General features: G+C 74.2%; 18 protein-coding genes and 1 pseudogene. 9 read left to right on the top strand and 10 right to left on the bottom strand.

The annotated features are described in order from the left end of the window. The first annotated feature begins 148 nt into the window (after nucleotides 1-148). From dacB to SLP03_RS17040, 4 genes are all read left to right on the top strand, one after another. Nucleotides 149-1957, top strand: a complete 1809-nt coding sequence (dacB, locus tag SLP03_RS17025; protein ID WP_413644538.1) for a D-alanyl-D-alanine carboxypeptidase/D-alanyl-D-alanine-endopeptidase — start codon at nucleotides 149-151, stop codon at nucleotides 1955-1957. Nucleotides 1958-2036: 79 nt separating this feature from the next. After that, complete coding sequence (locus tag SLP03_RS17030; protein ID WP_319461581.1) at nucleotides 2037-3104, top strand: zinc-dependent metalloprotease; 1068 nt, start codon at nucleotides 2037-2039, stop codon at nucleotides 3102-3104. Nucleotides 3105-3114: 10 nt separating this feature from the next. Beyond that, nucleotides 3115-4107, top strand: a complete 993-nt coding sequence (gene tilS, locus SLP03_RS17035; RefSeq protein ID WP_319461582.1) for a tRNA lysidine(34) synthetase TilS — start codon at nucleotides 3115-3117, stop codon at nucleotides 4105-4107. 232 nt (nucleotides 4108-4339) lie between these two features. Beyond that, entirely contained in the window at nucleotides 4340-5971 is a 1632-nt protein-coding gene (locus SLP03_RS17040; RefSeq protein ID WP_319461583.1) for a gamma-glutamyltransferase family protein, read from the top strand. On the opposite strand, the gene SLP03_RS17045 is transcribed toward SLP03_RS17040, so the two are convergent. Next, nucleotides 5972-6931 (bottom strand): GlxA family transcriptional regulator, encoded by a 960-nt coding sequence (locus SLP03_RS17045; protein WP_319461584.1) that lies wholly within the window; start codon nucleotides 6929-6931, stop codon nucleotides 5972-5974. Between the two features lie 150 nt (nucleotides 6932-7081). Between SLP03_RS17045 and SLP03_RS17050 the strand changes: the two genes are divergently transcribed. The 4 genes from SLP03_RS17050 (at nucleotide 7082) to folE (ending at nucleotide 10931) form a co-directional block, all read left to right on the top strand. Next, on the top strand, nucleotides 7082-7219 hold the full coding sequence (locus SLP03_RS17050) for a hypothetical protein (RefSeq protein WP_238454303.1): 138 nt from the start codon (nucleotides 7082-7084) through the stop codon (nucleotides 7217-7219). A 99-nt stretch (nucleotides 7220-7318) separates the two neighbouring features. After that, nucleotides 7319-7894: a hypoxanthine phosphoribosyltransferase gene (gene hpt, locus SLP03_RS17055; protein WP_319461585.1), complete on the top strand. Its 576-nt coding sequence runs from the start codon at nucleotides 7319-7321 to the stop codon at nucleotides 7892-7894. Between the two features lie 335 nt (nucleotides 7895-8229). Next, on the top strand, nucleotides 8230-10236 hold the full coding sequence (ftsH, locus tag SLP03_RS17060) for an ATP-dependent zinc metalloprotease FtsH (RefSeq protein ID WP_319461586.1): 2007 nt from the start codon (nucleotides 8230-8232) through the stop codon (nucleotides 10234-10236). A gap of 32 nt (nucleotides 10237-10268) precedes the next feature. Further along, the gene (folE, locus tag SLP03_RS17065) at nucleotides 10269-10931 is read left to right on the top strand and encodes a GTP cyclohydrolase I FolE (RefSeq protein ID WP_319461611.1); all 663 of its coding nucleotides are present in this window, start codon (nucleotides 10269-10271) and stop codon (nucleotides 10929-10931) included. Nucleotides 10932-10963: 32 nt separating this feature from the next. Here folE and SLP03_RS17070 read toward each other — a convergent pair whose 3' ends face one another. Continuing rightward, nucleotides 10964-11668 carry a hypothetical protein gene (locus SLP03_RS17070; protein WP_413644539.1) on the bottom strand — a complete coding sequence of 235 codons (705 nt, stop codon included), beginning with the start codon at nucleotides 11666-11668 and terminating at the stop codon, nucleotides 10964-10966. After that, on the bottom strand, nucleotides 11665-14202 hold the full coding sequence (locus tag SLP03_RS17075; protein ID WP_319461613.1) for an FtsK/SpoIIIE domain-containing protein: 2538 nt from the start codon (nucleotides 14200-14202) through the stop codon (nucleotides 11665-11667). Before SLP03_RS17075 ends, SLP03_RS17070 begins: the two co-directional genes overlap by 4 nt. Nucleotides 14203-14419: 217 nt before the next feature. Between SLP03_RS17075 and SLP03_RS17080 the strand changes: the two genes are divergently transcribed. Continuing rightward, nucleotides 14420-14980: a hypothetical protein gene (locus tag SLP03_RS17080; protein WP_319461614.1), complete on the top strand. Its 561-nt coding sequence runs from the start codon at nucleotides 14420-14422 to the stop codon at nucleotides 14978-14980. Between the two features lie 5 nt (nucleotides 14981-14985). On the opposite strand, the gene SLP03_RS17085 is transcribed toward SLP03_RS17080, so the two are convergent. The 7 genes and pseudogenes from SLP03_RS17085 to SLP03_RS17115 form a co-directional block, all read right to left on the bottom strand. Beyond that, entirely contained in the window at nucleotides 14986-15579 is a 594-nt protein-coding gene (locus SLP03_RS17085; protein WP_319461587.1) for a hypothetical protein, read from the bottom strand. A 13-nt stretch (nucleotides 15580-15592) separates the two neighbouring features. Next, nucleotides 15593-16777 (bottom strand): peptidoglycan DD-metalloendopeptidase family protein, encoded by a 1185-nt coding sequence (locus SLP03_RS17090; protein ID WP_319461588.1) that lies wholly within the window; start codon nucleotides 16775-16777, stop codon nucleotides 15593-15595. Continuing rightward, nucleotides 16774-17331, bottom strand: coding sequence for a hypothetical protein (locus tag SLP03_RS17095; protein WP_319461589.1), 558 nt, complete (start codon nucleotides 17329-17331; stop codon nucleotides 16774-16776). Before SLP03_RS17095 ends, SLP03_RS17090 begins: the two co-directional genes overlap by 4 nt. Continuing rightward, nucleotides 17328-19265, bottom strand: a complete 1938-nt coding sequence (locus SLP03_RS17100) for an MFS transporter (RefSeq protein WP_319461590.1) — start codon at nucleotides 19263-19265, stop codon at nucleotides 17328-17330. The genes SLP03_RS17095 and SLP03_RS17100 overlap by 4 nt, the downstream gene beginning before the upstream one ends. 1 nt (nucleotide 19266) lies before the next feature. Next, nucleotides 19267-22719 (bottom strand): annotated as a pseudogene (locus SLP03_RS17105) (ATP-binding protein). 49 nt (nucleotides 22720-22768) lie between these two features. Next, nucleotides 22769-23131 carry a hypothetical protein gene (locus SLP03_RS17110; protein ID WP_319461592.1) on the bottom strand — a complete coding sequence of 121 codons (363 nt, stop codon included), beginning with the start codon at nucleotides 23129-23131 and terminating at the stop codon, nucleotides 22769-22771. 12 nt (nucleotides 23132-23143) lie between these two features. Next, complete coding sequence (locus SLP03_RS17115) at nucleotides 23144-23458, bottom strand: hypothetical protein (protein WP_319461593.1); 315 nt, start codon at nucleotides 23456-23458, stop codon at nucleotides 23144-23146. Nucleotides 23459-23490: the final 32 nt, after the last annotated feature.

Consider the following 23490-nt stretch of genomic DNA (forward strand, 5'->3'; position numbering starts at 1 on the left):
CTCCCTCGTTTGCCCACGCTGGCTGACGGAAACCAGTGGCGCCGCCCCCCGGACAGGTGAATGCCCACCCGCCAGCTCCGGTCGCCGCATAGTGTTCGGACCGAAGTAGTGTCACCCAAGGTGCTTTACGACTGCGGAGGAGGGGGTCGTGGGGAGGGAAGATTCACACTACCGCCCGGAGGGGGTTGACGGGCGGAAGTTCGGCAGTCCCGGCTCCGGGGGCGCCAGCGGACGCGTCCCGGTCCCCGACGCCCAGTTTCCCCGTACGCCCGGCGACCCCGGCCGCCGCCCCGGCGCCGGCTCCGCGCCGGTCGGCCGGGCCAACCCCGAGCAGTACGGTCCTGAGCCGGTCGGCCGGGCGCGCCCCGGGCAGTTCGCGGGTCGGGCCGAGCCGGCGCCGTACGGCGCCGGCCCGATTCGCTGGCCGGACCAGGACGGCCCGGGCGGCACACCGGTCGGTCGGGCCGCCCCGCCGGTTGCTCCCGGGCCGCCGCCGGCCCGTCGTCGGCGCCGGCTGCCGGTGGCCGTGCTCGCCACCGTGCTGGTCGTCGTGCTGGCCGCGGTCGGGTTGGCCGTGGTACGACCCGGGCCGGTGGCCGGCTGGCTGGGCAGCGGGACCGCCGCGCCGGCGGCCAGCGCGCAGGCCGCCGAGCCCGACCCGCCGGTGGTGCTCGCCGGCCCGGACTCCAACGCCCCGGTGCCGACCGCCGACGGGGTGCGCGCCGCGCTCGACCCGCTGGTCCGCGCGGCGGCCCTCGGCGACCGGGTGAACGTGTCGGTGGCCGACGTGGCCACCGGCAAGGCGCTGTACGGCAGTGGCCAGGACGCGCCCACGGTGCCCGCCTCGGTGACCAAGCTGGCGACCGCGGTGACGGTGCTGGCCGCCCGGGGTCCCGCGTACCGGATCCCCACCCGCGCGGTGGCTGGCGCGACCCCCGGCGAGGTGGTCATCGTCGGCGGCGGCGACCCGACCCTGGCGGTCGACAAGGACGGCTTCTATCCGGGCGCGGCCCGGCTGAACGACCTGGCCGCCCAGGTCCGCAAGGCGCTGGGCGGCACCGCGCCGACCCGGGTCACCGTCGACTCGTCCCTGTTCAGCGGCCCGGTGTACGAGCCGGGCTGGGACGCGGACATCCCGACCGGCGGCGTCGGGGCGGCGATCACCGCGCTGATGACCGACGGGGCCCGCCGGGACGCGGCGGCGGCCGGGCGGACCGCCGACGACACCCAGGGCGCCGCCGAGCGGGTACCGCAGCCGGACCAGAGCGCCGGCAGGCAGTTCGCCGGGCTGCGCGGGCTCTCCGGGGACGCCGCCCAGGCGAAGCGGGGTAAGGCCCCCGCCGCGTCCGGGGCCAGTGCGGCGGCCGGGGCGCCCGCGCCCGGCACCGAGCTGGGCAAGGTCGAGTCGCTGCCGATGGTCCGGCTGGTCGACATCATGATCAGCGAGAGCGACAACGTGATCGCCGAGTCGCTGGCCCGGCAGGTGGCGCTGGCCCGGAACAAGCCGTCCTCCTTCGCCGGTGGCGCCGCGGCGACCGACGCGGTGATCGGCGAGCTGGGGCTGCCCGCGGACGAGATCAGCCTCGCCGACGGCAGCGGCCTGTCCCGGACCAACCGGATCAGCCCGTCCCTGCTGACCGATCTGATCACCCTCGCCGGCAACGGCAGCCACCCCGAGCTCGCGGCGATCTTCGGGGGCCTGCCGGTGGGCGGCTGGTCCGGCACCCTCGACGACCGCTACCAGGCGGCGGTGACGAAGGCCGGGGCCGGCGTGGTCCGCGCGAAGACCGGGACACTGGCCCGGGTGAACGCCATCGCCGGACTGGTCACCACCGCCGATGGCCGGCTGCTGACGTTCGCGGTGCTGACCGACCAGGCGCCGCCGGACACCCTGGACGAGACCCGCCAGGCCCTGGACCGGATCACCTCGGCGCTGGCCGGCTGCGGCTGCCGCTGAGCCGCCGAAGGGGTGCGATCGGCGTCGATCGCGCCGCCGAGCCCGGGCCGGGGTGTTCCGGCGCGGGTACGGTGGGTTCATGGCGCAGTTCGTGGACTGGGATCTGGCCGCCGCGACCGCGGGGGCGCTGGGCAAGTCTGGCCCCCGGGTGTCGTACGCCGAGGCCACCGACGTGGTCGGTGAGCTGCGGCGGTTGACCGAGGAGGCGGCCGGGCACGTCGCCGACTACACGGGGCTGCGCTCGCAGGTCGCACATCCGCCGGTGCGGGTGGTGGACCGCCGGGACTGGGCGGCCGCCAACATCGCCGGGCTGCGTGAAGTGATCACCCCGCTGGTGAACCGGCTCTCCGGGGACAAGCGGCCCGGGCCGCTGACCGAGGCGATCGGCTCCCGGCTGACCGGGGTGCAGGCCGGCAGCGTGCTGGCCTACCTCTCCGGCCGGGTCCTCGGCCAGTACGAGGTCTTCTCCGGCGACCCCGGCCAGTTGCTGCTGGTGGCGCCGAACATCGTCGAGGTGGAGCGGAAGCTGGGATGCGACCCGCGTGACTTCCGGCTCTGGGTCTGCCTGCACGAGGTGACCCACCGGACCCAGTTCACCGCCGTGCCGTGGATGCGCGCGTACTTCCTCGGCGAGGTGCAGGCGTTCGTCGACGCCTCGCAGGGCGGCGAGCACCTGCTGGAGCGGCTGCGGCGCGGCGTGGCCACCCTCTCCGACGCGGTGAAGGACCCGGAGAGCCGGGCCAGCGTCCTGGACATCGTGCAGACCCCCGCCCAACGGGCGGTGCTCGACCGGCTCACCGCGCTGATGACCCTGCTGGAGGGGCACGCCGAGTTCGTGATGGACGGCGTCGGCCCGCAGGTGATCCCGAGCGTCGAGTCGATCCGGGCCGCGTTCAACCGGCGCCGCGAGTCCGGCAACCCGCTGGAGAAGGCGATCCGCCGGCTGCTCGGCGTCGAGGTCAAGATGCGCCAGTACGCCGAGGGCCGCAAGTTCGTCCACGGCGTGGTCGAGCGGGTCGGCATGGCGGGCTTCAACAAGATCTTCGGCTCGCCGCTGACCCTGCCCAGGCTGGAGGAGCTGGGCGACCCGGACGCCTGGGTGGCGCGGGTGCACGGCCCGGCCGCCGCGACTCCGACCGCCGGCTGAGCCGTCCGCCGTGGCCGCGCTCGCCCCGCCGGTCGCCGCGGTCCGGGTCGCGGTCCGTCGGGTGTTGGCCGGGCTGACCGGGGACGGGCCGGTGCTGGTCGCCTGCTCCGGCGGGGCCGACTCGCTCGCCCTGGCGGCCGCCACCGCCTTCGTCGCCCCTCGGCTGGGTCGACGGGCCGGCCTGGTGACCGTGGACCACGGCCTGCAACCCGGTTCGGCGGAGCGGGCCGACGCGGTGGCCCGCTGGGCCGTCGGGATCGGCCTCGACCCGGTCGACGCGGTCCCGGTGACCGTCGCCGGCCGGCCGGGTGGCCCCGAGGCGGCCGCCCGGGAGGCGCGCTACCAGGCCCTCGTCGCCATCGCCCGCCGGCGCGCCGCCGCCGCGGTGCTGCTCGGCCATACCCGCGACGACCAGGCCGAGACCGTGCTGCTCGCGCTGGCCCGGGGGGCCGGCCCGCGGGGCGTGGCCGGGATGCCGGAGCGCCGGGAGCTGGACGGCGTGCCGCTGCTCCGGCCGCTGCTGGGCGTCGGCCGGGACGACACCCGCAAGGCCTGCGCCGCGCTGGGGCTCACCCCATGGGAGGACCCGCACAACGCCGACCCGGCGTACGCCCGGGCCCGGGTCCGGTCCGACGCGTTGCCGGCGCTGGTCCGGGCGCTCGGCCCGGCGGTGTTGGACAACCTGGCCCGGACGGCCCGGATGGTGGCCGCGGACACCGCCGCCCTGGACGGCCTCGCCGCCGCCGCGCTGGCCGACGCCGGCTCGCCCGCGGGTGGGCTCGCGGTCGACGCGCTGGCCGCGCTGCCCGCGGCGGTGCGCACCCGGGTGCTGCACGCCTGGGCCCGGGAACTGGGCGCGACGCCGGCCGCGCTGTCGCACCGGCACGTCGCCGCGCTGGACGCCCTGGTGACGGAGTGGCACGGGCAGGGCGCGGTCCACCTGCCCGGCGGCCTGCGCGTGGCCCGCCGCGCGGGCCGGCTCACCCGCGTCGACCCCTGCTGAGCCGCCCCGGTCCGCTGTCCTCCCGCGCCGAGCGCGTTGGCTCACCGTTCGGGCCTACCTTCCGCGCACCCTTTGCTCTGCTGCAGCGGAGGCAACACCCGCCCGTCCACGTGTTGCGTGGGCTGCAGCAGAGCAAAGGGCGTGAGGCGGCACCTGTCGACCGGCAGCCGGCTGGTGCGTTGGGGCGCGGGCGACCCTCGCCGGGAGCCGCCGGAGGCGGTAGACATGGCGGATGGCGTACCCCCGACAGCCGCTCTTCGCCCCGAACGGCGCCGTCGCGACCAGCCAGCCGCTCGCGGCGGCCGCGGGCCTGGCCGTGCTGCGGCGCGGCGGCAACGCCGTCGACGCGGCGCTGGCCACCGCGATCACCCTGACCGTCGTGCAGCCGCCGTCGAACGACATCGGCGGCGACCTCTTCGCCATCGTCTGGGACGGCGAGCGGCTGCACGGCCTGAACGCCTCCGGCCGCTCGCCGGCGGCGCTGACCCGCGAGATGGTGCTGGCCGCGACCGACCGGCGGGGCGCGACGCCGGTCGACGCCCTCGGCGGCGCGCAGGCGGACGGGCCGGCCGTGCCGGCCCGCGGCTGGCTGCCGGTCACCGTGCCGGGCGCGCCGGCCGGCTGGCGGGACCTGCACGACCGCTTCGGCTCGCGGCCCTTCGCCGAGCTCTTCACCGACGCGATCGGCTACGCGGAGCGCGGCTACCCGGTCGCCGCCGGCACCGCCGCGACCTGGGCCCGGGCGGTCGCCGCGCCCGGTCCGGCGGGCGCGGAGTACGCCGAGTTCGACCGGGTGTTCACGGCGGACGGACGGGCGCCGCGACCCGGTGAGTGGTGGCGCAACCCGGACGCGGCCCGGACGCTCCGGCGGATCGCCGCGACCGGCGCGGCCGACTTCTACCGGGGGAGCATCGCCGCGGCCATCGACGCGCACGCCGCCCGGACCGGTGGGCTGATCACCGGCGACGACCTGGCCCGGCACACGTCCACCTGGGTGGACCCGGTGAGCGCCCGGTACCGGGGGCACGAGGTGTGGGAGTTGCCGCCGAACGGGCAGGGGGTGGCGGCGCTGCTGGCGCTGAACATCCTCGACGGCGTGGACCTGGCCGTGCTGTCGCCCGAGGAACGGCTGCACTGGCAGATCGAGGCGGTGAAGCTCGGCTTCGCCGACACGCACGCGTACGTCGCCGACCCGGAGCGCGCGCCGGTGCCGACGGGGGCGCTGCTCGACCCCGGGTACGCGGCGGCCCGGCGGGCCCTGGTCACCGACCGGGCCGGCGATCCGGTGGCCGGCGACCCGGAGCGGGGCGGCACCGTCTACCTCTGCACCGCCGACTCGGGCGGCATGATGGTCAGCCTGATCCAGTCGACCTACCTGGCCTTCGGCTCCCGGGTGGTGCTGCCCGGCCACGGCTTCGCGCTGCAGAACCGGGGCACCGGGTTCCGTCTCGACCCGACGCACCCGAACGTGGTGGGGCCGGCCAAGCGCCCCTTCCACACCATCATCCCGGGATTCCTCACCCGGCGCGGCGAGCCGGTCGGACCGTTCGGGGTGATGGGCGGGCACATGCAACCGCAGGGGCACGTGCAGCTGGTCTCGGCGACCCTGGATGCCGGGCGGGATCCGCAGGCCGCCCTGGACACCCCCCGCTGGTACTGGCACGCGGGGCGATCGGTGCTCGTCGAGCCGGAGCTGGCCGCGGAGCAGGGCCTGGTCGCCGCCCTCCGGGCCCGCGGCCACGAGGTCACGGTCGCGGCGGAGCGGGCCGTCTTCGGGTACGGGCAGGCGATCTGGCGGCACGCGACCGGCGGGTACGTGGCCGGCTCGGAGTCCCGGGTGGACGGGGCGATGCTGGGCTGGTGATCAGGCCTCGACGCGTTCCCGGAAGGTCGTCCGGTACGCGTGCGGGGTGGTGCCGACCCGGCGGGTGAAGTGGTGTCGCAGCGCCGCCGCGTCGCCGAAGCCGGAGTGGTCGGCCACGGTCTCCACACTCAGCCGGGTCTCCTCCAGCAGCCGCCGGGCCAGCAGCACCCGCTGGTTGGTCAGCCAGTCGTGCGGGGTGGTGCCGGTCTCGGCCCGGAACCGGCGGGCGAAGGTACGCGGCGCCATCCCGGCCCGCGCGGCCAGCGCCTCCACGGTCACCGTCCGGTCCAGGTGGCCCATCAGCCATTCCAGCACCGGCTCCAGGGTGGGCGCCTCCGGCGCCTTCGGGATCGGGGCCTCGACGTACTGGGACTGGCCCCCGTCGCGGTGCGGCGGGACGACCATCCGTCGGGCCAGCCGGGTGGCGATCGCCGAGCCGTGCTCCTGGCGGACCAGGTGCAGGCAGGCGTCGATCCCGGCGGCGGTGCCGGCGCTGGTGAGCAGCCGGCCGTCCTGCACGTAGAGCGAGTTGCAGCGGACCCGGGCCGCCGGGTGCCGGCGTTGCAGGTCGTCGACGTGCCGCCAGTGGGTGGTGCAGTCCCGCCCGTCGAGCAGCCCCGCCTCGCCCAGCACGAACGCGCCGGAGCAGACGCTGAACACCCACGCCCCCCGGTCGGCGGCCCGGCGCAGCGCGTCGAGCACCGGCGCCGGCGCGGTCGCCCCCTCGGCGTGCGCCGGCACGGCGACCAGGTCGGCCTTCTCGACCGGGGCGAGGTCGGCGTGCGGGGTGATCAGGAAACCGGAGCGGCTGCGCACCGGGCTGCCGTCGACGGTGCAGACGGCGAAGCGGTAGCCGGGGAAGCCGTCGTCCGTCCGGTCGGTGCCGAACACCTCGGCGAGGACGCCGAGCTCGAACGCGGCGACCTCGTCAAGCGCGATCACGGCAACGGAGCGAAGCATGTGACGAGGGTAACCGAAGGGGCGGCAGGAAATCGATGCCCACTGGCATTCCTGCCACTTTCCGGGCCGCTCGCGTGGTCGCAGACTGGTCTCAGTCCGGTGCGCACCGGCGGCGAAACCCATATCAACCACGCGAAAGCGAGCGCCGCCATGGAGTTCCTGCTGCTCTTCCTCTTCCTCCTCGTCCTGGCCGTCGCCTCGGCCGCCGGCCTCGGCGCCGACACCCGCGACTCGGCCGACTGGAAGCCCACCGCCGACGGCCGTCGCTGGCGCTCCGGCACCTGCTGAGGTGATTTGCACCTTCCGCGCCGAAAATCCCCGGCGGGACCGCGGCAAAAGGCGCGGCCCCGCCGACGGAAGCCATCCGGCGTACGGCAGGCTAGGAGCATGGCTGACGGCTCCTGGTACGACGCCGACATCGACCACGTGATCATTTCCGAGGCGCAGATCCGCGAGAAGACCGCGGAGCTGGCCAAGCAGATCTCGGCGGACTACGCGCACGTCGAGGACGGACTCCTGCTCGTCTGCGTGCTCAAGGGCGCGGTCATGTTCATGGCCGACTTCGCCCGCGCGCTAGGCCGCAACGGCCCCCCGGCCGAGCTCGACTTCATGGCCATCTCCTCGTACGGCCAGGGCACCACCTCCTCCGGGGTGGTCCGGATCCTCAAGGACCTGGACCGGGACATCGCCGGCCGGCACGTGGTGGTCGTCGAGGACATCGTCGACTCCGGCCTGACCCTCTCCTGGCTGCTGCGCTACCTGGAGTCCCGCTCCGCGACCAGCGTCGAGGTGGTCGCCCTGTTCCGCAAGCCGGACGCGGTCAAGGTCGCCGTCCCGGTCAAGTACGTCGGCTTCGACATCCCGACCGAGTTCGTCGTCGGCTACGGTCTCGACTTCGGCGAGCGGTACCGCGAGCTGCCCTACGTCGGTGTGCTCAAGCCAGAGGTCTACGCCCGCGCCTGAACCGCCCCGCCGACCTGCGGGTATCGGCACTCGTCGAGCGGACGTTCAGCGGGCTCTCAGCTCCCCGGACTACGGTAGGGGTCGGTGACGTGGAGGCAACCCTCCCCGTCACGCCGGCCCAAACCCGGTTCGCCGTACGCGTAAGTGCTGGGCTCGCAAGCTCACATCTGGCACGAACGGTGTACCGTCGAATGACCGCGGCGCGGCAGTTCGCGCGCTTCGGGGTCGAGGCCGGCCCGCACGGCGGCTCCGGCCGCCGCCCGAGGCGGCGACACCATTCAGACGGTCAGGACGTCGATCAGGAGGATGCGAGCGTCTCGGCGCTCGACAACAGTATGGAACGTACGCGTTTCTTCCGCCGACCGGTGGTCTGGATCATCCTGGTCATCCTCGGCGCCGTTGTGCTCAGTCAACTGTTCACCGCTGGTCCCAGCTACCACCGCGTGGACACTTCCGTTGCGCTCGACCAGCTCCACACGGTCAAGATCGATAAGGCGGTCTTCCAGGACAAGGAGCAGACGCTCCAGCTCGACCTGGCCCAGAAGACCAAGTTCGGTGACACCACCACCGACAAAATCGAGGCGCAGTTCCCTTACCAGGCCGGCGACCAGGTCTGGAACGAGGTGCTGGCCGCCAAGGCCGCGAACCGGGTCACCGGCCCGGCCGACACCAAGGTCTCCTCAGACAGCGTCTGGGTGAGCCTGCTGGTCAACCTGCTCCCCATCGCCCTGCTGGTGCTCCTGCTGCTCTTCTTCATGTCGCAGATGCAGGGCGGCGGCTCCCGGGTGCTCAACTTCGGCAAGTCCAAGGCGAAGATGATCACCAAGGACACGCCGAAGACCACCTTCGCGGACGTGGCCGGGGCCGATGAGGCCGTCGAGGAGCTGGAGGAGATCAAGGACTTCCTGCAGAACCCGGCGAAGTACCAGGCTGTCGGTGCCAAGATCCCGAAGGGTGTGCTGCTCTTCGGCCCGCCCGGTACCGGTAAGACCCTGCTGGCCCGGGCCGTCGCCGGCGAGGCCGGCGTGCCGTTCTACTCGATCTCCGGCTCGGACTTCGTCGAGATGTTCGTCGGTGTCGGCGCCAGCCGGGTCCGCGACCTCTTCGAACAGGCCAAGTCGAACGCCCCGGCGATCGTCTTCGTCGACGAGATCGACGCCGTCGGCCGGCACCGCGGCGCCGGCATGGGCGGTGGCCACGACGAGCGCGAGCAGACCCTCAACCAGCTGCTCGTCGAGATGGACGGCTTCGACACCAAGGGCGGGGTCATCCTGATCGCCGCCACCAACCGGCCGGACATCCTCGACCCGGCGCTGCTGCGCCCGGGCCGCTTCGACCGGCAGATCCCGGTGGACGCCCCCGACATGGAGGGCCGCAAGGCGATCCTGCGGGTGCACGCCAAGGGCAAGCCGTTCACGCCCGACGTCGACCTCGACGCGGTCGCCCGGCGTACCCCGGGCTTCAGCGGCGCCGACCTGGCCAACGTGATCAACGAGTCCGCGCTGCTCACCGCCCGCAAGGACCAGCGGGCGATCACCAACGACTCCCTGGAGGAGTCGATCGACCGGGTGATCGCCGGTCCGCAGCGCCGGACCCGGGTGATGAGCGACCAGGAGAAGAAGATCACCGCGTACCACGAGGGTGGGCACGCGCTGGTGGCCTGGGCGCTGCCGCACGCCGCGCCGGTGCACAAGGTGACGATCCTGTCCCGTGGTCGCTCGCTGGGGCACACCCTGGTCCTGCCGACCGAGGACAAGTACACCCAGACCCGGGCCGAGATGATCGACACCCTGGCGTACGCGCTGGGCGGCCGGGCCGCGGAGGAACTGGTCTTCCACGAGCCCACCACCGGTGCCGGCAACGACATCGAAAAGGCCACCCAGTTGGCCCGCGCGATGATCACTCAGTACGGCATGAGTTCCAAGCTCGGTGCGATCAAGTACGGCACCAGCGGCGACGAGCCGTTCCTCGGCCGCAACATGGGCCACGAGCGGGACTACTCCGACTCGGTGGCCGCCGAGATCGACGGCGAGATGCGGGCGCTGATCGAGCTGGCCCACGACGAGGCCTGGGAGATCCTGGTGGAATACCGGGACGTGCTCGACACCATGGTCCTGGAGCTGATGGAGCGGGAAACCCTCTCCACCGCCGACATGGCCCGGATCTGCGCCCGGGTGGTGAAGCGCCCGCCGATGGCCCCCTACCACGGCTTCGGCAAGCGCCTGCCCTCCACCGAGCCGCCGGTGCTCACCCCGGCCGAGAAGGACAAGCTCAAGGCACAGGCGCAGGCCGACGGCGCGTCCGTCGGCGGCTCCTCGAACAACTCGGACGGTACCCACTGAACACGGACGCCGCGGCCAGCCCCGACAAGGGGCTGGCCGCCTCGTCTACCGAGCCCGACGGTGACGAGGCCCTCGACTACGTCGCCGCCCGACTGATCAGCGGCAAGCTCACCGGTCGGCCGGTCGAGGAGACCATGGACCTGGCCCGGATCGAGAAGGCCGTCCGCGAGATCCTCATCGCCGTCGGCGAGGACCCGGACCGGGACGGCCTCCAGCAGACGCCGGCCCGGGTCGCCCGCGCGTACGCCGAGCTCTTCGCCGGTCTCCGGGTCGACCCGGCCCAGGTGCTCAGCACCACCTTCGAGGCCAACCACGAGGAACTCGTGCTCGTCCGGGACATCGACGTGATGAGCCTCTGCGAGCACCACCTGCTCCCGTTCCGGGGCAGCGCGCACATCGGCTACATTCCCGGGCCGGACGGCCGGATCACCGGCCTGTCCAAGCTGGCCCGGCTGGTCGAGGTCTTCGCCCGCCGCCCTCAGGTGCAGGAGCGGCTCACCTCACAGATCGCCGACCTGCTGATGAGCAAGTTGGAGCCGCGCGGCGTCGTCGTCGTGCTCGAATGCGAGCACATGTGCATGGCGATGCGCGGCATCCAGAAGAGCGGCGCCAAGACCATCACCTCGGCCGTCCGCGGCGTGCTCCAGCGCGACGCGAAGTCCCGCGCCGAGGCGATGGCGCTGATCATCCGCTGACCCGGCGCGCGGTCGACGGAGCCCGTCGGGCGTCAGCCGGCCAGCATCGCCAGGACGATCCCGGCGGTGGTCGCCACCGCCGGGACCAGGCAGACCAACGCCCCGAACCGGGGTGTCCGGTCCACCCGGTCCGCCGGCCGGGGCCGGAACAATCGGCCGACCGCCAGCCAGCCTGCCATGAAGGCCACCGCCGGCATCGGCAGCCCCACCACCAGCGCCACGATGCTCGCCGGCCCGGTGCCGGTGCTCAGCAGGACCAGCAGCTGGATCAGCGGGACCACCAGCGCCAGCGGTCCGTACACCAGCAGGTTGCGGGGCCGGGACGGCCAGCGCGCCAGCCGGGGCAGGCCCCGGGCGGCCAGCGTGTCGTCCGCCGCGTCGGCCCACCGGCGGGCGGCCTGCAGCGAGGTCAGCACCGCCGCCGGGCCGGCCGCCATCGACCGGGCCGCCTCGGTCAGCTCCGGCGGGGTCGGCTGCAACGAGATCGCCGGCACCCCGAGCTCACGCAGTTGCGCCTGCTGCGGGGCCAGGCGGGCCCGGACGACGCTCAGCTCCTCCCGGGCGGCCTGCACCGAGCGTGCCTGCTCGCCCGCGGCGGTCGTCGCGGCCCGGCGCACCCCGTCCAGCTGACGGGCGGCGGCGACGTAGTCCGCCCAGGCCGCCGCGGCCGGATCCGGGATGTCGACCGCCGGGCGGCCCGGTCGGGGGGCGGGCACGGCGGCTCCGGTCTCGCTCACGTCGCCGACTCCTCCCCGAACGGCACCAGCACCGTCCCCAGCTCGCCCGGGCCGTCCCAGAGCACCGCCCGGCCCGGGCGCGGACGCCACAGCACCGGCCGGTCGAAGAGCGACTCCAACCGGGCCCCCGGCACGTCCGTGACCACCACGGCGGTCAACTTGTCGATCTCGCCCTCCGGGCCGAGCAGCCCGGCCAGCGGCCCCACCGAACGCCACCAGCCGAGCAGGTGCAGCCCGGCCGGCGGGCCCTCCAGCAGCAGCGACCGCAGCCGCTCGCCCGGCAGCTCCGCCGCGTCCGGCACGTCCAACCCGAACACCACCAGGTAACTCGGCTCGCCCGCGTCCATCGCGGCGCGCAGCCCGGCCACGTCGACGGTCTCCACCCGGTGCCGCTCGGCCAGCTCGGCGGCCAGTTCCGCGGCCGGCTCCGCCGACCCGTTCGCCAGCGGGGCCAGCACGAACCGGGCGGACGCGCGGTGCGCCGCCGTGCTCCGCGCGGCGGTGACCAGCAGCCGGCCCGCCTCCTCGTCGCGGCCCAGCACGGCGAGGTTCCGCCCGGCCGCTGGTCCGAGCGGCACCGCGACCGTGGAGCGGTGGACGTCCACCGCCCGGCCGAGCAGCGCCGCCGGCGTGTGCGCCCGGCCGGCCCGCGCGGCCCGGTGCCGTGGGTCGTTGCCCAGCAGCGGGCGCGCGTACCCGGCGAAGACCACCGGCGGGCCGGACCCCTCCGGCCGGGCCGTCCAGAGCCGGTGCCGCAGCTCGGCGAGGGTGCCCGGATCCTCGTGCGGATCGGGAAAGCGGACCATCCGCTCGTGCCCCCGGGTGGCGCCGCGCGGCCCGCCCAGGCCGCCGGCGGTGTTCACCACCGCACTGCCCACCGGCAGCCCGGCCGCGGCGTCGTTCGTCGGTTCCAGCACCGCCGACCCGCCGGGCAGCGCGACCCGCACCGGGAACTGGCCCAGCAGCGGATCGCGCGGGCCACCGATGCCGAGGTCGCCCTCGCCGGCCAAAACCAGATGGATGCCGTACGCCCGGGCGGCGCGGGCCAGCACGTCCAGCCGGGCCAGAAGGTCCCTGGCGAGCCGGTCCCGCTCCCGCAGCAGCAGGGGGAAGTTGTCGACGACGCAGACGACCCGGGGCAGCGTCTGATGCTCGCGCAGCTCCGCGTAGCGCTGCCCGTCGGCCCGCTGGCCGGCCTCCTCCCGGCGGTGCAGCTCCGCCTCGAGCTGGCCGATGAGGTCCGCCACGTACTCCCGGTCGGCGGCCATCCCGGCGGCCCGGACCTGCGGCACCCAGGAGCGGTCCCGCTCCGTCTGCAGGAACTCCACGAAGGACTCGCCGTCGCCGAGGTCGGCCAGGTAGAGCACCAGCTCGTCCGGGCCGTACCGGGCGGCCAGCCCGAACAGCGCGTTGGTCAGGAACGCCGACCGCCCGGCGCCGGACCGGCCGCTGACCAGCCAGTGCGGGGTCAGCTCGGTGAAACCGAGGCTGACCGGCCGCCCGGCGGCGTCGCCCACCACGGTCGAGAGACCGTCGGCGGAACCGGACTCCCACAGCTCCCCGGCGGGCAACAGGTCGGTCAAGGAGAGCCGGGAACCGTCCTCGATCTGCCGGGCCAGCCGGCGGCAGACCCCGGTCACCAGCTCACCGGGCGGGTCGTCCTCCACGAACACGGGGGAGTTCAGGCCGCCGGCCGGCTCCGTGCCCGGGCTGCTGAGCGCCCGCCCCGGCGGATCGCCGACCAGCGCGTACGCGTTGCGCACCGCGACGGGGGTGGCCTGGGGCAGTGGCGTGTCGGGCGACCAGCCGGCGACGACCAGATGCAGGCCGGCCCGGTGCCCCCGCGCGGCCAGCTCCTCGATCCGACCGAGGTCGGTCGCGCCGGTGCCGGCGGGGAGCGCGGCCACCACCAGCAGCAGCGTACGGTCGTGCCCGCGCTGCCGGGCCGTGCCAGCGGCGACCCACTGCTCCGCCTCCGTGAGGACCGTCCGCAGGCCCGCCACGTCCACGGCCGGGGGCGGCAGCAGCCCCGCGTCGGCCAACGCCGCGAACCCCGCGAAGGCGCCGCCGGCCGGGCCCGGCTCGGCGGTGGCGTCCACCGCGCGGACCAGCAGCGAGCCGGCCGGCGCGGCGGCGAGCAGCCGGAGCAGGAGGGCCCGCAGCAGCCCGGCCACCCGAGGGTCGGTGGCGTCGATGTCGACACTCAGGTGGCCGCTGCCGAGCAGCGGCACCAGCGCCGGGAACCGGGCGTCGTCCAGCGGCGCGGCGGTGCCGACCCGGACGAAGGGCGGCGGGTGGTCGCCGGGCGGAGTCTCCGCGGTCAGTGTCTCCAGGGCCGCGCCGGCCCAACCCGGGGCGGCGAGCGCGGCGGCCGTCCGCAGCCGCTCCGCCAGCTCGTACTGCCGGTGATGGTCGGCCGGGGCGGGCCGGATCTCGTCGAGGATGCCGGCGGCGGCGGTCGCGGTGGCCGCGGCCCGCCGGTGCAGGGCGGCGGCCCGGCCGGCTCGCGCCTTCGGACTGGCCACCGCGTCCACCTCTCTTCCCGAGGCCGACATCTGCTCCCCGAGCAGAGACGGTATCCCAGCCGACGGCCCTGCTCCGGGATGTCGTCCGGCGCTGCGCGGTCTTTGCGACCGGGTCACCGCGATCGGCGGGACATTGTCCCGCCTCCGGGCGGCGGGCGGACGTGATCGGTGAATCTGGGGCATTGGGTACGAGGCGCGCAGCCGATAGCCTCAGGGGGTGGAATCAGTGCAGCCCCCCGCCGGTTCCCAGGTCTCCCGCGTACCGGCGCAGCGGACCCCGCCCGAGCAGTTGGCGCCCCCCGCGCCGGCTCCGGCGCCGGAGCGTCCCCGGCGCCGGCTGCGTACGGTGCTCTCGGTGGTCGCCGGGCTGCTCGCGCTGCTCTGCGTCGGCGGCGGCGTCACCGGATTCATCCTGTACGACCGCGCCACCGCCCCGGACCGCAGCGCCCCCGACGTGGTGGTCGACAACTACCTGCGCGCCTTCCTGGTGGATCGCGACGACACCAGGGCGAGCCAGTTCGCCTGCGAGGGCGGCGGGAACCTCGACGCTGTTCGAAGTCTCCGAGACGAACTGGAGCGGCGCGAAGCGAACTTCAACGTCGTGGTCCGGGTCGGTTGGGGCGCTCTCGCCAGAGCACAGAGTGGCGATGGGGAGTTGGTGACCACGACCTTGACCATCTCCAGCTCCGCAGACGGCCAGACGCGGAGTAGCCGTCGTGAGGACTGGCAGTTCAAGGTGATCGAGAAGGACGGCTGGCGGGTCTGTGAGGGTCGTAAGGTCGGCTGAGGCGGCTACTCGATCCAGAGCAGGTGGACCGGGACCTCCAGGGTGGTCGGTGCCTGGCCGCGCCAGGCCCAGCGGTACCAGTCCAGTTCCGAGGTGACCCGGACGCAGATGTCTCCCTCGGCGCCGGAGTAGGTCTCGGTCACCGCCCGCAGGTCGCGGTGCTCGGTCGACTCGACGACGTGCACGACCCGTCGGCCGGCCACCGCGTCGGCCTCGAAGACGGGGGTCGGCCCCGGGTGGGCCGGCGCGTCGAGGGAGACCAGCCGGATCCCGGATTCGCGGGGCGCGTTCCTCCGGTCGCCGACCGTCTCGACCCAGACACGTTCGACCGGTACCAGCGGCGCGAAGACCTCCACCTGCTCGGACTCGGCGCGGTACCACTCGTGTTCGGGGATGACGGGCACGTAGGTCCGGCTGCCCTGCACCACCCGTTCGTCGGCGCGCAGGTCACCCCGCCAGCCCAGGCCGGGCAGCCCGACCAGCACCCGTCGGCCGCGCAGCTCCACCCGGCCGGTGGCGGGGACGATCTCGATCGGTCGGGGCGGCTGCGGTGCCCAGTCGGGCTGGTCCGCGAAGGGGTCGGGCAGCGGTCCGGTCATCCGTCGGCGGGCCTCACGTGCTGGCGTCCAGCGGCGCGCCGTGTTCCCGCATGAACGGCACCGGGTTGATCGCGCCACGGCTGGACCGGTCGCCGTCCACGTGCGCCTCGAAGTGCAGGTGCGGCCCGGAGGAGTTGCCGCTGCTGCCGGAGAGGCCGATCACCTCACCGGCCGCCACCGCCTGGCCGGGAACCACCTTCGGGCGCTCGACCATGTGGCAGTAGCGGGTGATGTACCCGCCGGCGTGCAGGATGTCCACGAACCAGCCGCAGCCGCCCTTGCCCGGCCAGCCGTCGCGGTCGCAGTCCCGTCGCCCGGCGTGGTCCGGGTCGCAGCGGGCCACCAGCACCCGCCCGGCGGATGCCGCGTGGATCTCCGTCCGCTTGTCCGCGGCGATGTCGACCCCGTTGTGACTGGGCCGGTCGGCGGTGCGGAAGCCGGAGCCGGCGCGGCCTGGGATCGGCGCGGTCCAGCCTGACGCGGCGATCCGCGCGCCGCCGGCCGCGTCACAGACCGCCTTGCCGGCGATCTGGACCGTCCGCGCGGCACCGCCGGCCAGCGCGTCGACGATCCGGCCGGCCAGCTCCTCGTGCTTGGCGTACCCGTCCGGGATCGCGCTGACCTGTACCCGCTGGGCCACGACGGTCAGCGGCCGGTGCTCCCAGTTCCGGACCTTGACCAACTTCTCGTAGAACTTGCCGGCGGCGTAGGTGGGCGTCATGCGTTGCGCGACGCTGCCCCAGCCGGGTCGCTGCTGAAACAGGCCGAGTGAGTCGTGGTCGGAGCCGACACCCTCGTTCGGCAGCTTCAGAGAGGCTGGCTCGCCACTGTTGGCGAGGTTCCGCAGCGTGGACTCCTGCATCGCGGTGGCCACGGCGATGACCCAGCCCCGGGCCGGCACCTTCATGTCCTGGCCGACCTTGATGATGACCGCGGCGTTGCGGAGCTGCCCCTCGCCGTACTCGGCGAAGCGGGGCATGTCACCGATGATGCTGACGCGGTGGGCCGCGTCGCAGGCCAGCCCGGCCACGGACGCGTCGCCCTTCTCGTCGCCGCCCAGCTCGGTGAGGAAGAAGGCCGCTGCGCCGCCCACGCAGCAGAGCACAGTGAGCGCGGTCGTCACCGCGGCGGCCACGACGCCGAGCCGAAGCTTCCGGCGGCGGGGTGGCGGAGTGCCGTCCCCCCACTGCTCGCTCATTGGCGCTCCCAGTCCACGACGTCCACCAGCCACCGGCCGTCGGGGGCCACCAGTTCCAGTCGGAGACGACCGTTGTCCAGCGGGACGAGGGCCTCCACGAAGGACTCCGTCCGGGGACGGAGCGTGATCTGGCCTGTCACCCGCCGGGCGGGGACGGTCTCCGGGTCCGCGCCCGTCAGCTTCTCGGTCAGCGCGGGGGTCGACATCGGGCGCAGTCGTGCCTGCCATTCGTCCCCGCTGCTGCCCGGTCCGGCCAGCCAGGCGCTGGTGAACCGGCCGGCGGCCTGCTCGGGGGTCAGCTCGCCCGGCCGGGTCTTCGGCTTGGCGGGCGCCGCGCTCGACAGCACCCCGTCGTCACCGGCCGCCGGGTCCACCGTGCTGATGGGCTCCCGTGGCCGGTTGCTGAGGCCGGTGGACGGGTCGACGGGGCCGGAGACCAGGCGTGCCGCCCCGATCACGCCGAAGACCAGGACGGCGATCACCACCGCCACGCCGAGCCGGGACCGCAGTACCCGGGTGAACAGGAATTCCAGCGCCCGTCGCATCGTGCTCACCGCGCCTCGGAGCGCACCCGCGGCGTCGGCTTGGTGGCCGGCGCGGGCTCGGCGGAGCCCGGACGGTAGATGGCGAACGCCGAGGCCTCCTCCGGCACGTTCGGTTCGGTCCAGGTGGCCGGCTGGCGACGCCGGGGGCGGGGCGCGGTGGTGGTCCGCCCGCCGCCCGGCTGCTCCGGTGCCGGCGCGTCGTCCGTCCGTTCGCGCCCGTCCGGCCGCTGCCGCTCGGCGGCGGCGTGCGACGGGTCCTCGTGCCGGGCCTCCGGCCGCAGGCTGCCCTGCTCGACCGGCACGCCGCGCCGCCGGCCGAGCGCCGGCTCCACCGTGCCGCCGGGCTCGACCACGTCCAACCGGGCCGCCACCCGCACGTCCCGGAAGAACCGGCGGTGCCACGAACCGGCCGAGCTGATCGCCTCGCTGCTGTCCTTGCCGCCGAGCTGGGTGATCCGCCGGTACGGACGGAGCAGCAGCCAGCCGACCACCCCGCAGAGCCAGACCAGCACCACCTGGAGCCAGCCGGGCAGGGTGGGCGTGTTCATGATGAGGTCGACGGCGAAGAGGTAGATGGCCGCGCCAGTGCCGAAGATGGCGATGTTGAAGACCGCGGCGACGACCGCGTTCGCCAGCCGACGCAGGCCGGCGCTGGCCGGGCGCATCAGCCCGACCGTGCCGAGGATCGGGGCAGCGATCACCGCCCACCGGAAGATCAGGAAGCCGAGCAGGACCAGCAGCGAGGCGGTCAGGTCGAACATCGCGAAGAGCAGCGAGGCCAGCACCGCGATGAAGCCGGCGCCGATCCGGTCCATGTCCCGGACGCCCTGAAGGTACTCGTACGCCTCCGGATCCTCCGTCTTGATCTGCTCGGCGACCCGGGCCCACTGCTGCTGCTTCGCCTTGATGGTCGCCCCACGGGTGGCCGGGTTCTGGCGGAGCTTCTCCGCCTCCTCCCAGGAGAGCGACTTGGCGTCGTAGAGCGCCGGACCGTACTTCTTCGCGGTCTCGCTGTCGGCCGAGCCGAGCACCCCGCGCAGCCAGTTCCGGTAGAGCATCGTCTCGGTGGCCGTGTCGCTGGCCCGGACCGCCGGGGGACGATGATCCCTGCAAGCCTCGGGGTTGGGGTCGTCGCACTTGCCCGGCGGAGTGTCCCGGGTAGCCGGGCCGACCGCGTCGTGCACCACACCCAGCGTCGTGACCAGAGTGTTGTCGGCGATGTTCGCCGACTTGACCGGCCAGGCGGCCAGGGCGGTGACCGCCACCATCACCAGCAGCGCCCAGCCGGCTGTCGTCATGGCGTTGCTCATGTCCGACTGACGGGAGCGCCAGAGCAGGTAGAGACCGACCACGCAGAGGGTGACGATGCCGAAGACGCTGAACACCTTCTGGTAGACGGCCTTGGTGGCGTGCTCCACCAGCGGATCCGCCCAGCCCCACATCGACCGCGGATCCCACGCCCGCTCCCGCAACGCGTTCGAGGCACCGATCACCGCGTTGGCGAACATGAACTCGCCGTTGGCCACCATCGTGGTGAAGCGGTAGTCCGGATGGAGCACCGACGACGCGCAGCCGCCGTCGACGTCGTACGTCGTGTAGCTGTATCCGGCGTAGCCGTAGTCGCTGTAGAGGCCCTTCGGGCCGGGCAGCTTGGCGGAGTCCGGGCGGGAGGCGAACCAACCGGCCAGACCGGAGTCCGGCGCCCCGGGGACCGGGGCGTTGCGGCACTCGACCTGATCCTGGCTGACCTCCTTGAGCTTCGCGACGCAGGCGCGGAAGTCGGCCTGCCACTCCGTGGTGCTGCACAGCTCGGCCCGGGCCTGGGCCGTCGGCGGGGTGGCGTACGCGGGTGTCGCTCCGATCACCGGCCAGGCAATGGTGGCCACGGCGAGTATGCCGAGCGCGAGGAGGAGCGCCGCGATCCGTGCCCTGGCCCTCGCCATGTCACGCCTCCAGATCAGCCAGGACGGTCGGTAGTTGCCCGGCCGCTTGGGCGACCGCTGCGGGAGTGGTGTCGAGGTGTTCCAACAGCCCGTCGACGTACGACACGTCGACCCGGATCTTCTGCACCCGGCCGTCGACGTCGCGCATCACGAACTCGCGGAACCCGAGCCGGGCGACCGAGCCCGCGTCCGCCTGGGACAGCGAGGCCAGCGTCGCCTCGTAGCCGTCGTTGACCGGCACCCGGAGCAGCCGGAGCGCCTCGGAGGCGATCTCGGTGTCCTCGGCGATCCGGCCGACGAAGACGGTGGAGACCAGGTTCTGCACGTCGAGGCCGAGGATGTCCTTCGGGTTCTGCGAGGCGACCAGGGCGGCGAGGTTCCACTTGCGGGAGTCCCGGGCGAGGCGGACCAGGAATGATCGCCCGGAGCGCCAGCCCTCCATGAAGTGCGCCTCGTCCAGGCCGACCAGCTTCCGCGACGACATCGAGCCGCCGTAGCAGCGGCGGACCGCGAGCCGGTGGGCGGTGTGCAGCATCGGCAGGGCGAGGGCCTCCTCGGCGGACCAGTACTCGCGTTCGATCTTGAGGTCGGGCAGCCGCAGGCCGGCCATCGTGATCACGGTGAGTGCCGCGTCGGCGCCGAGCAGCCCCTCCGGCGGGCGGCCGAAGAAGAGCATGGCCAGCGGCATCTCGGCGGTATCCAGCAGCAGATTGGCCAGCTCCCGGCCGGCGTCGTCGTCGAGCCCCTGCAGGCAGGCGACCACGTCGTCCAGGGTGGAGGTTTCCTCTGCCGGCACCTGGCGGACCGCGTGCCGGAACAGGGTGGCGGTGGAGGCCTCGCGGGCGACCTGCGGCGGCACCAGCATCATGCAGATGTCCTGCACCAGCATCCGGCGCTCGGCCCGGGCGTTGGAGACGGCGATCTCGAACTCCCGGTCGCCGGCCGCGCCGGCGCCGAACTCGCTGCGCAGCGGCGTCGGGATCAGCGCGTACGGCGCCAGCGTCCCCTGCTCGGAGCCGGTCAGGTTGAGCACCCGGGAGTACGGCCGCAGCTCGGGCATGGCGCAGAGCCGGGCCAGCGGGCCGGACGGGTCGAGCAGGGTGACCTGCACCCCGCGCCGGGCGGCCAGGTAGCCGAGCGCGCCGAGCAGGGTGGACTTGCCACCGCCCGGCTCGGCGACGAAGACGGCGAGCCCGGAGCGTTCCCGCACCTCCATCGGGAAGTGCAGGTCGAGGAAGACCGGCCGGCGGCAGGTGCCGGCGGTACGCCCGATCAGGTCGCCCCGCCGGTCGCCGACCGTGGAGGCGGCCTGCGGCAGCGCGGCGGCGAGCAGCGGGACCGGCATCCGCCGGACGTAGCCGGTGTTGGCGATCGGCTCGCCGGGGATGAACTCGCGGGCCAGCCAGTCCTGGTTCTTCGGGTGCTGCAGCGAGATGCGCAGCTCGCGCGAGTAGAGCTGGATGAGCCGGCGGGCCCGCTCCAGGCACTCCTCCCGGGTGCGGCCGCCGACGGCGATCCGGTGCCAGCCGTGCGCGCGGGCCGAGTCCACCGGCAGCCCGGTCGTCATCTCGTCGCCGATCACCAGCGCCCGCTTGGCCAGTCGTTCCAGCTCGGGCGGGGCGTCGATGCCGTGTTCGGCGTAGTCGAGCTGCTGGGACCGGATCATTCGGAGCCGGTGCTCGAGGTTTCGGAAGGAGTCACCGGAGCCGAGGATGTCCACCCGGGTGGAGATTTCCATCGGCCAGGGCAGCCGCTCGTGGAAGTGCAGCCAGGGTTCGTGCCGCTCGGGGATCTCCAGCGGCTCCATCCGGCCGACCGCCAGGACGGCGACGTGCCGTTCCTCGCCGGTCATCCGGTTCACCAGCTTGACCGTCGAGCCGTACGGGGTGCGGTAGCGCTCCACCTGCTCGGTCAGGGCGAGCAGGTCGCCGCGCTCCCACCGGCCGTTGGTCACCGGGGAGAGGGTGCCGGGGGGCGACATGCAGAGCGCGACGGAGCGGTAGAGCAGCCATTCCAGCTCCTGCGCGGTGACCCGGCGGCCTCGCATGCCGAACGCGCCGAGCACCTCGTCGAACTGCTCGACCGTCCGGCCCAGCTTGCGGCGCTCGCCGTCGGCGGTGCCCCGGCCGAAGGTGCGTAGCAGCCGCTCGGTGAGCGAGTCGCCGAGGGACCGGCGGGCGAAGGTGACCCCCAGGTAGGTCTGCCCCTCGGCGTGGTTGACCGCCATCAGGTGCCGCTGGGCGGCGACCAGGTGGTCGGCCCAGCCGGTCGTGCCGGGCACGTCGGGCAGCGGGGACGCGGTGAGCGCGTCGATGGTGCGGGCCCACTCGTCGGCGGGGAACGGCCGGCTGGTGCGGCGCAGGTGCAGCCGGAAGCCGGCCAGGCCGGCGTACTGCTCGGAGATGGCGGAGAGCAGCGCCTCCCGCTCGGCGTCCGGGCGGAACGCCCAGCGCACCTCGGGCAGCCAGTACCAGGCGGTGACGGTGTTCGGGGTGAAGGTCAGGTGACCGGCGATCTCGGTGATCGCCAGCTCGACCGATGGGTCGCGGTCCCCGAACTTGATCTTCGGGGGGCGGACCCGGACCGGCTTGGCGGGTCTGCCGCTCCGCTCCGCGGCGGAGCGCTGCCGGGCCGGCGCGACCTCGCGGCCGGGCGGTGCGGCCAGCTCGCGGGTGGCCGACGCCGCCACCTCCCGTCCGCCCGGCGCGGCGGTCCGCTCCTGGTCCGCCCGGCGGTCGCCGCGGTCGAGTCCGCCGGCCTGCCGGCGGTTCTGCGGGTCCACCGAAAATTCCGCCGGCGGGTCGGTCAGTTCGGGCTCGGCGGTCGTCCGCAGTACGGGCAGCCGGTCGCCGGGTTGGTGCGGCACCCGGTTCCGGCCGGTCGTCCCGGACGTCGGATCGAGGGTCGGCGCCAGGCCCGGGGCTTCGGCCGGCGGCTCGGAAGCGCGGGGCGCCGAGCGCGGAACGTCCGCCGCGCTCTCGCGGGTGCGGCTGAGCGCGGCCGGCGGCGTCGTTCCGGCCGGCGCGGCGGGGGCGGTGTGCTGGTGCGGGATCGGCAGCGCCTCCCGCCCGACGCCGCGGCGGGGCGGCGCGACCACCGGGTCCGGCTCGGCGGGGGGTGGCGCCGTGGACCGGGTGAGCGCGGGGGGCGCGGTCGGGCGTCGCCCGCCGGGCTGCGCGCCGCCGAAGAGGTCGAGGAACGGCGAGTCGATGTCGCCGCTGTCGCCGACCGGGGGCGCGGTCTGCTCGCCCGCCGCCGACGGGCCGCGCGGCGGGGTGGGCCGGGGCGGCTGGAAGACGCCGACCCGCCCGTGCCCGGGGCTGGTCGCCAGGGCCGGGTCGAGGGCGACCTCGTCCAGTTCCTCGGCCTCCGGGTAGTCGAACGATCGCGCACGGTCACCGGGCGGACCGGCGTGCCCCCCGGCCGGGGAACCCGGCGTGGAAGAGCGATTCATGCGACCGCCTCGCCCGCGTCGTTCGTCTTCCCGATCGGCGTACGCCCGGTCATGCCAGTTCCTCCCGGATCCTGATCCGGCTCGCCACCAGGCGCGGGTCGCGCAGCTCGGCGGCCGGCTCCCGGGTGCGTCGCCAGTCGGTCAGCGCGGTACGGATGACCATGCGCGCCGGTCGGTCCGGGTCGACGTACCGGAAGATGAACGAGGTGGTCACGATGGCGAGCGAGATCTCCCAGGCGGGGAAGAGCTCGACCGTCAGCGTGAACAGCCAGTGGATGAACATGTAGAGGGGTACGAGCAGCATGAACAGGCCGTACTGGGCGTACGGCAGGTGCACGGGAAGGGTGTAGCCGGGTGGCCCGAGATAGACGAGCCGAGCCCGGTAGATGTCGTCGTCGGTGCGCAGCCGCATGGTCGCCCGCGCCTACTGGAAGATCAGGTTGATCAGGTAGTCGCCGACGAAGAAGAGGGTGGCGGCGCCGGCGATGAAGGCCAGGCCGACGATGGCGATGGCCGAGCTGGTCAGCACCTTCGAGATCTCGCCCCGGCTGGCGCGGCCGATGAAGATGACGCCGAGCACGGCGAGCAGGATCGGCGCGATCTTGCTGGCGAAGAAGGTGACGACGCCCTCGGTGTCGATGCCCTTGGGCGCCGGCTCGGCGAGTGGAGTCGACGCCAGGGCGTGGAGCGCGTGGCCGACGGCGGACGACGCCGTCCCCATGAGCTCGATGGCGATCACTGGAAACCTCCCCATGTCGCGGCCGGCGACGC

The sequence above is a fragment of the Micromonospora sp. RTP1Z1 genome (assembly GCF_033804685.1).
Taxonomy (GTDB): Bacteria; Actinomycetota; Actinomycetes; order Mycobacteriales; family Micromonosporaceae; genus Micromonospora.

Excerpts from the sequence above, each read along its gene's own strand:
- SLP03_RS17050 (WP_238454303.1), top strand. The coding sequence starts at position 7,082 with ATGGAGTTCCTGCTGCTCTTCCTCTTCCTCCTCGTCCTGGCCGTCGCC.
- ftsH (WP_319461586.1), top strand. The coding sequence starts at position 8,230 with ATGGAACGTACGCGTTTCTTCCGCCGACCGGTGGTCTGGATCATCCTG.
- SLP03_RS17090 (WP_319461588.1), bottom strand. The coding sequence starts at position 16,777 with ATGAGCGAGCAGTGGGGGGACGGCACTCCGCCACCCCGCCGCCGGAAG.
- SLP03_RS17030 (WP_319461581.1), top strand. The coding sequence starts at position 2,037 with ATGGCGCAGTTCGTGGACTGGGATCTGGCCGCCGCGACCGCGGGGGCG.
- SLP03_RS17100 (WP_319461590.1), bottom strand. The coding sequence starts at position 19,265 with ATGGCGAGGGCCAGGGCACGGATCGCGGCGCTCCTCCTCGCGCTCGGC.
- SLP03_RS17045 (WP_319461584.1), bottom strand. The coding sequence starts at position 6,931 with ATGCTTCGCTCCGTTGCCGTGATCGCGCTTGACGAGGTCGCCGCGTTC.
- SLP03_RS17110 (WP_319461592.1), bottom strand. The coding sequence starts at position 23,131 with ATGCGGCTGCGCACCGACGACGACATCTACCGGGCTCGGCTCGTCTAT.
- SLP03_RS17085 (WP_319461587.1), bottom strand. The coding sequence starts at position 15,579 with ATGACCGGACCGCTGCCCGACCCCTTCGCGGACCAGCCCGACTGGGCA.
- hpt (WP_319461585.1), top strand. The coding sequence starts at position 7,319 with ATGGCTGACGGCTCCTGGTACGACGCCGACATCGACCACGTGATCATT.
- SLP03_RS17040 (WP_319461583.1), top strand. The coding sequence starts at position 4,340 with ATGGCGTACCCCCGACAGCCGCTCTTCGCCCCGAACGGCGCCGTCGCG.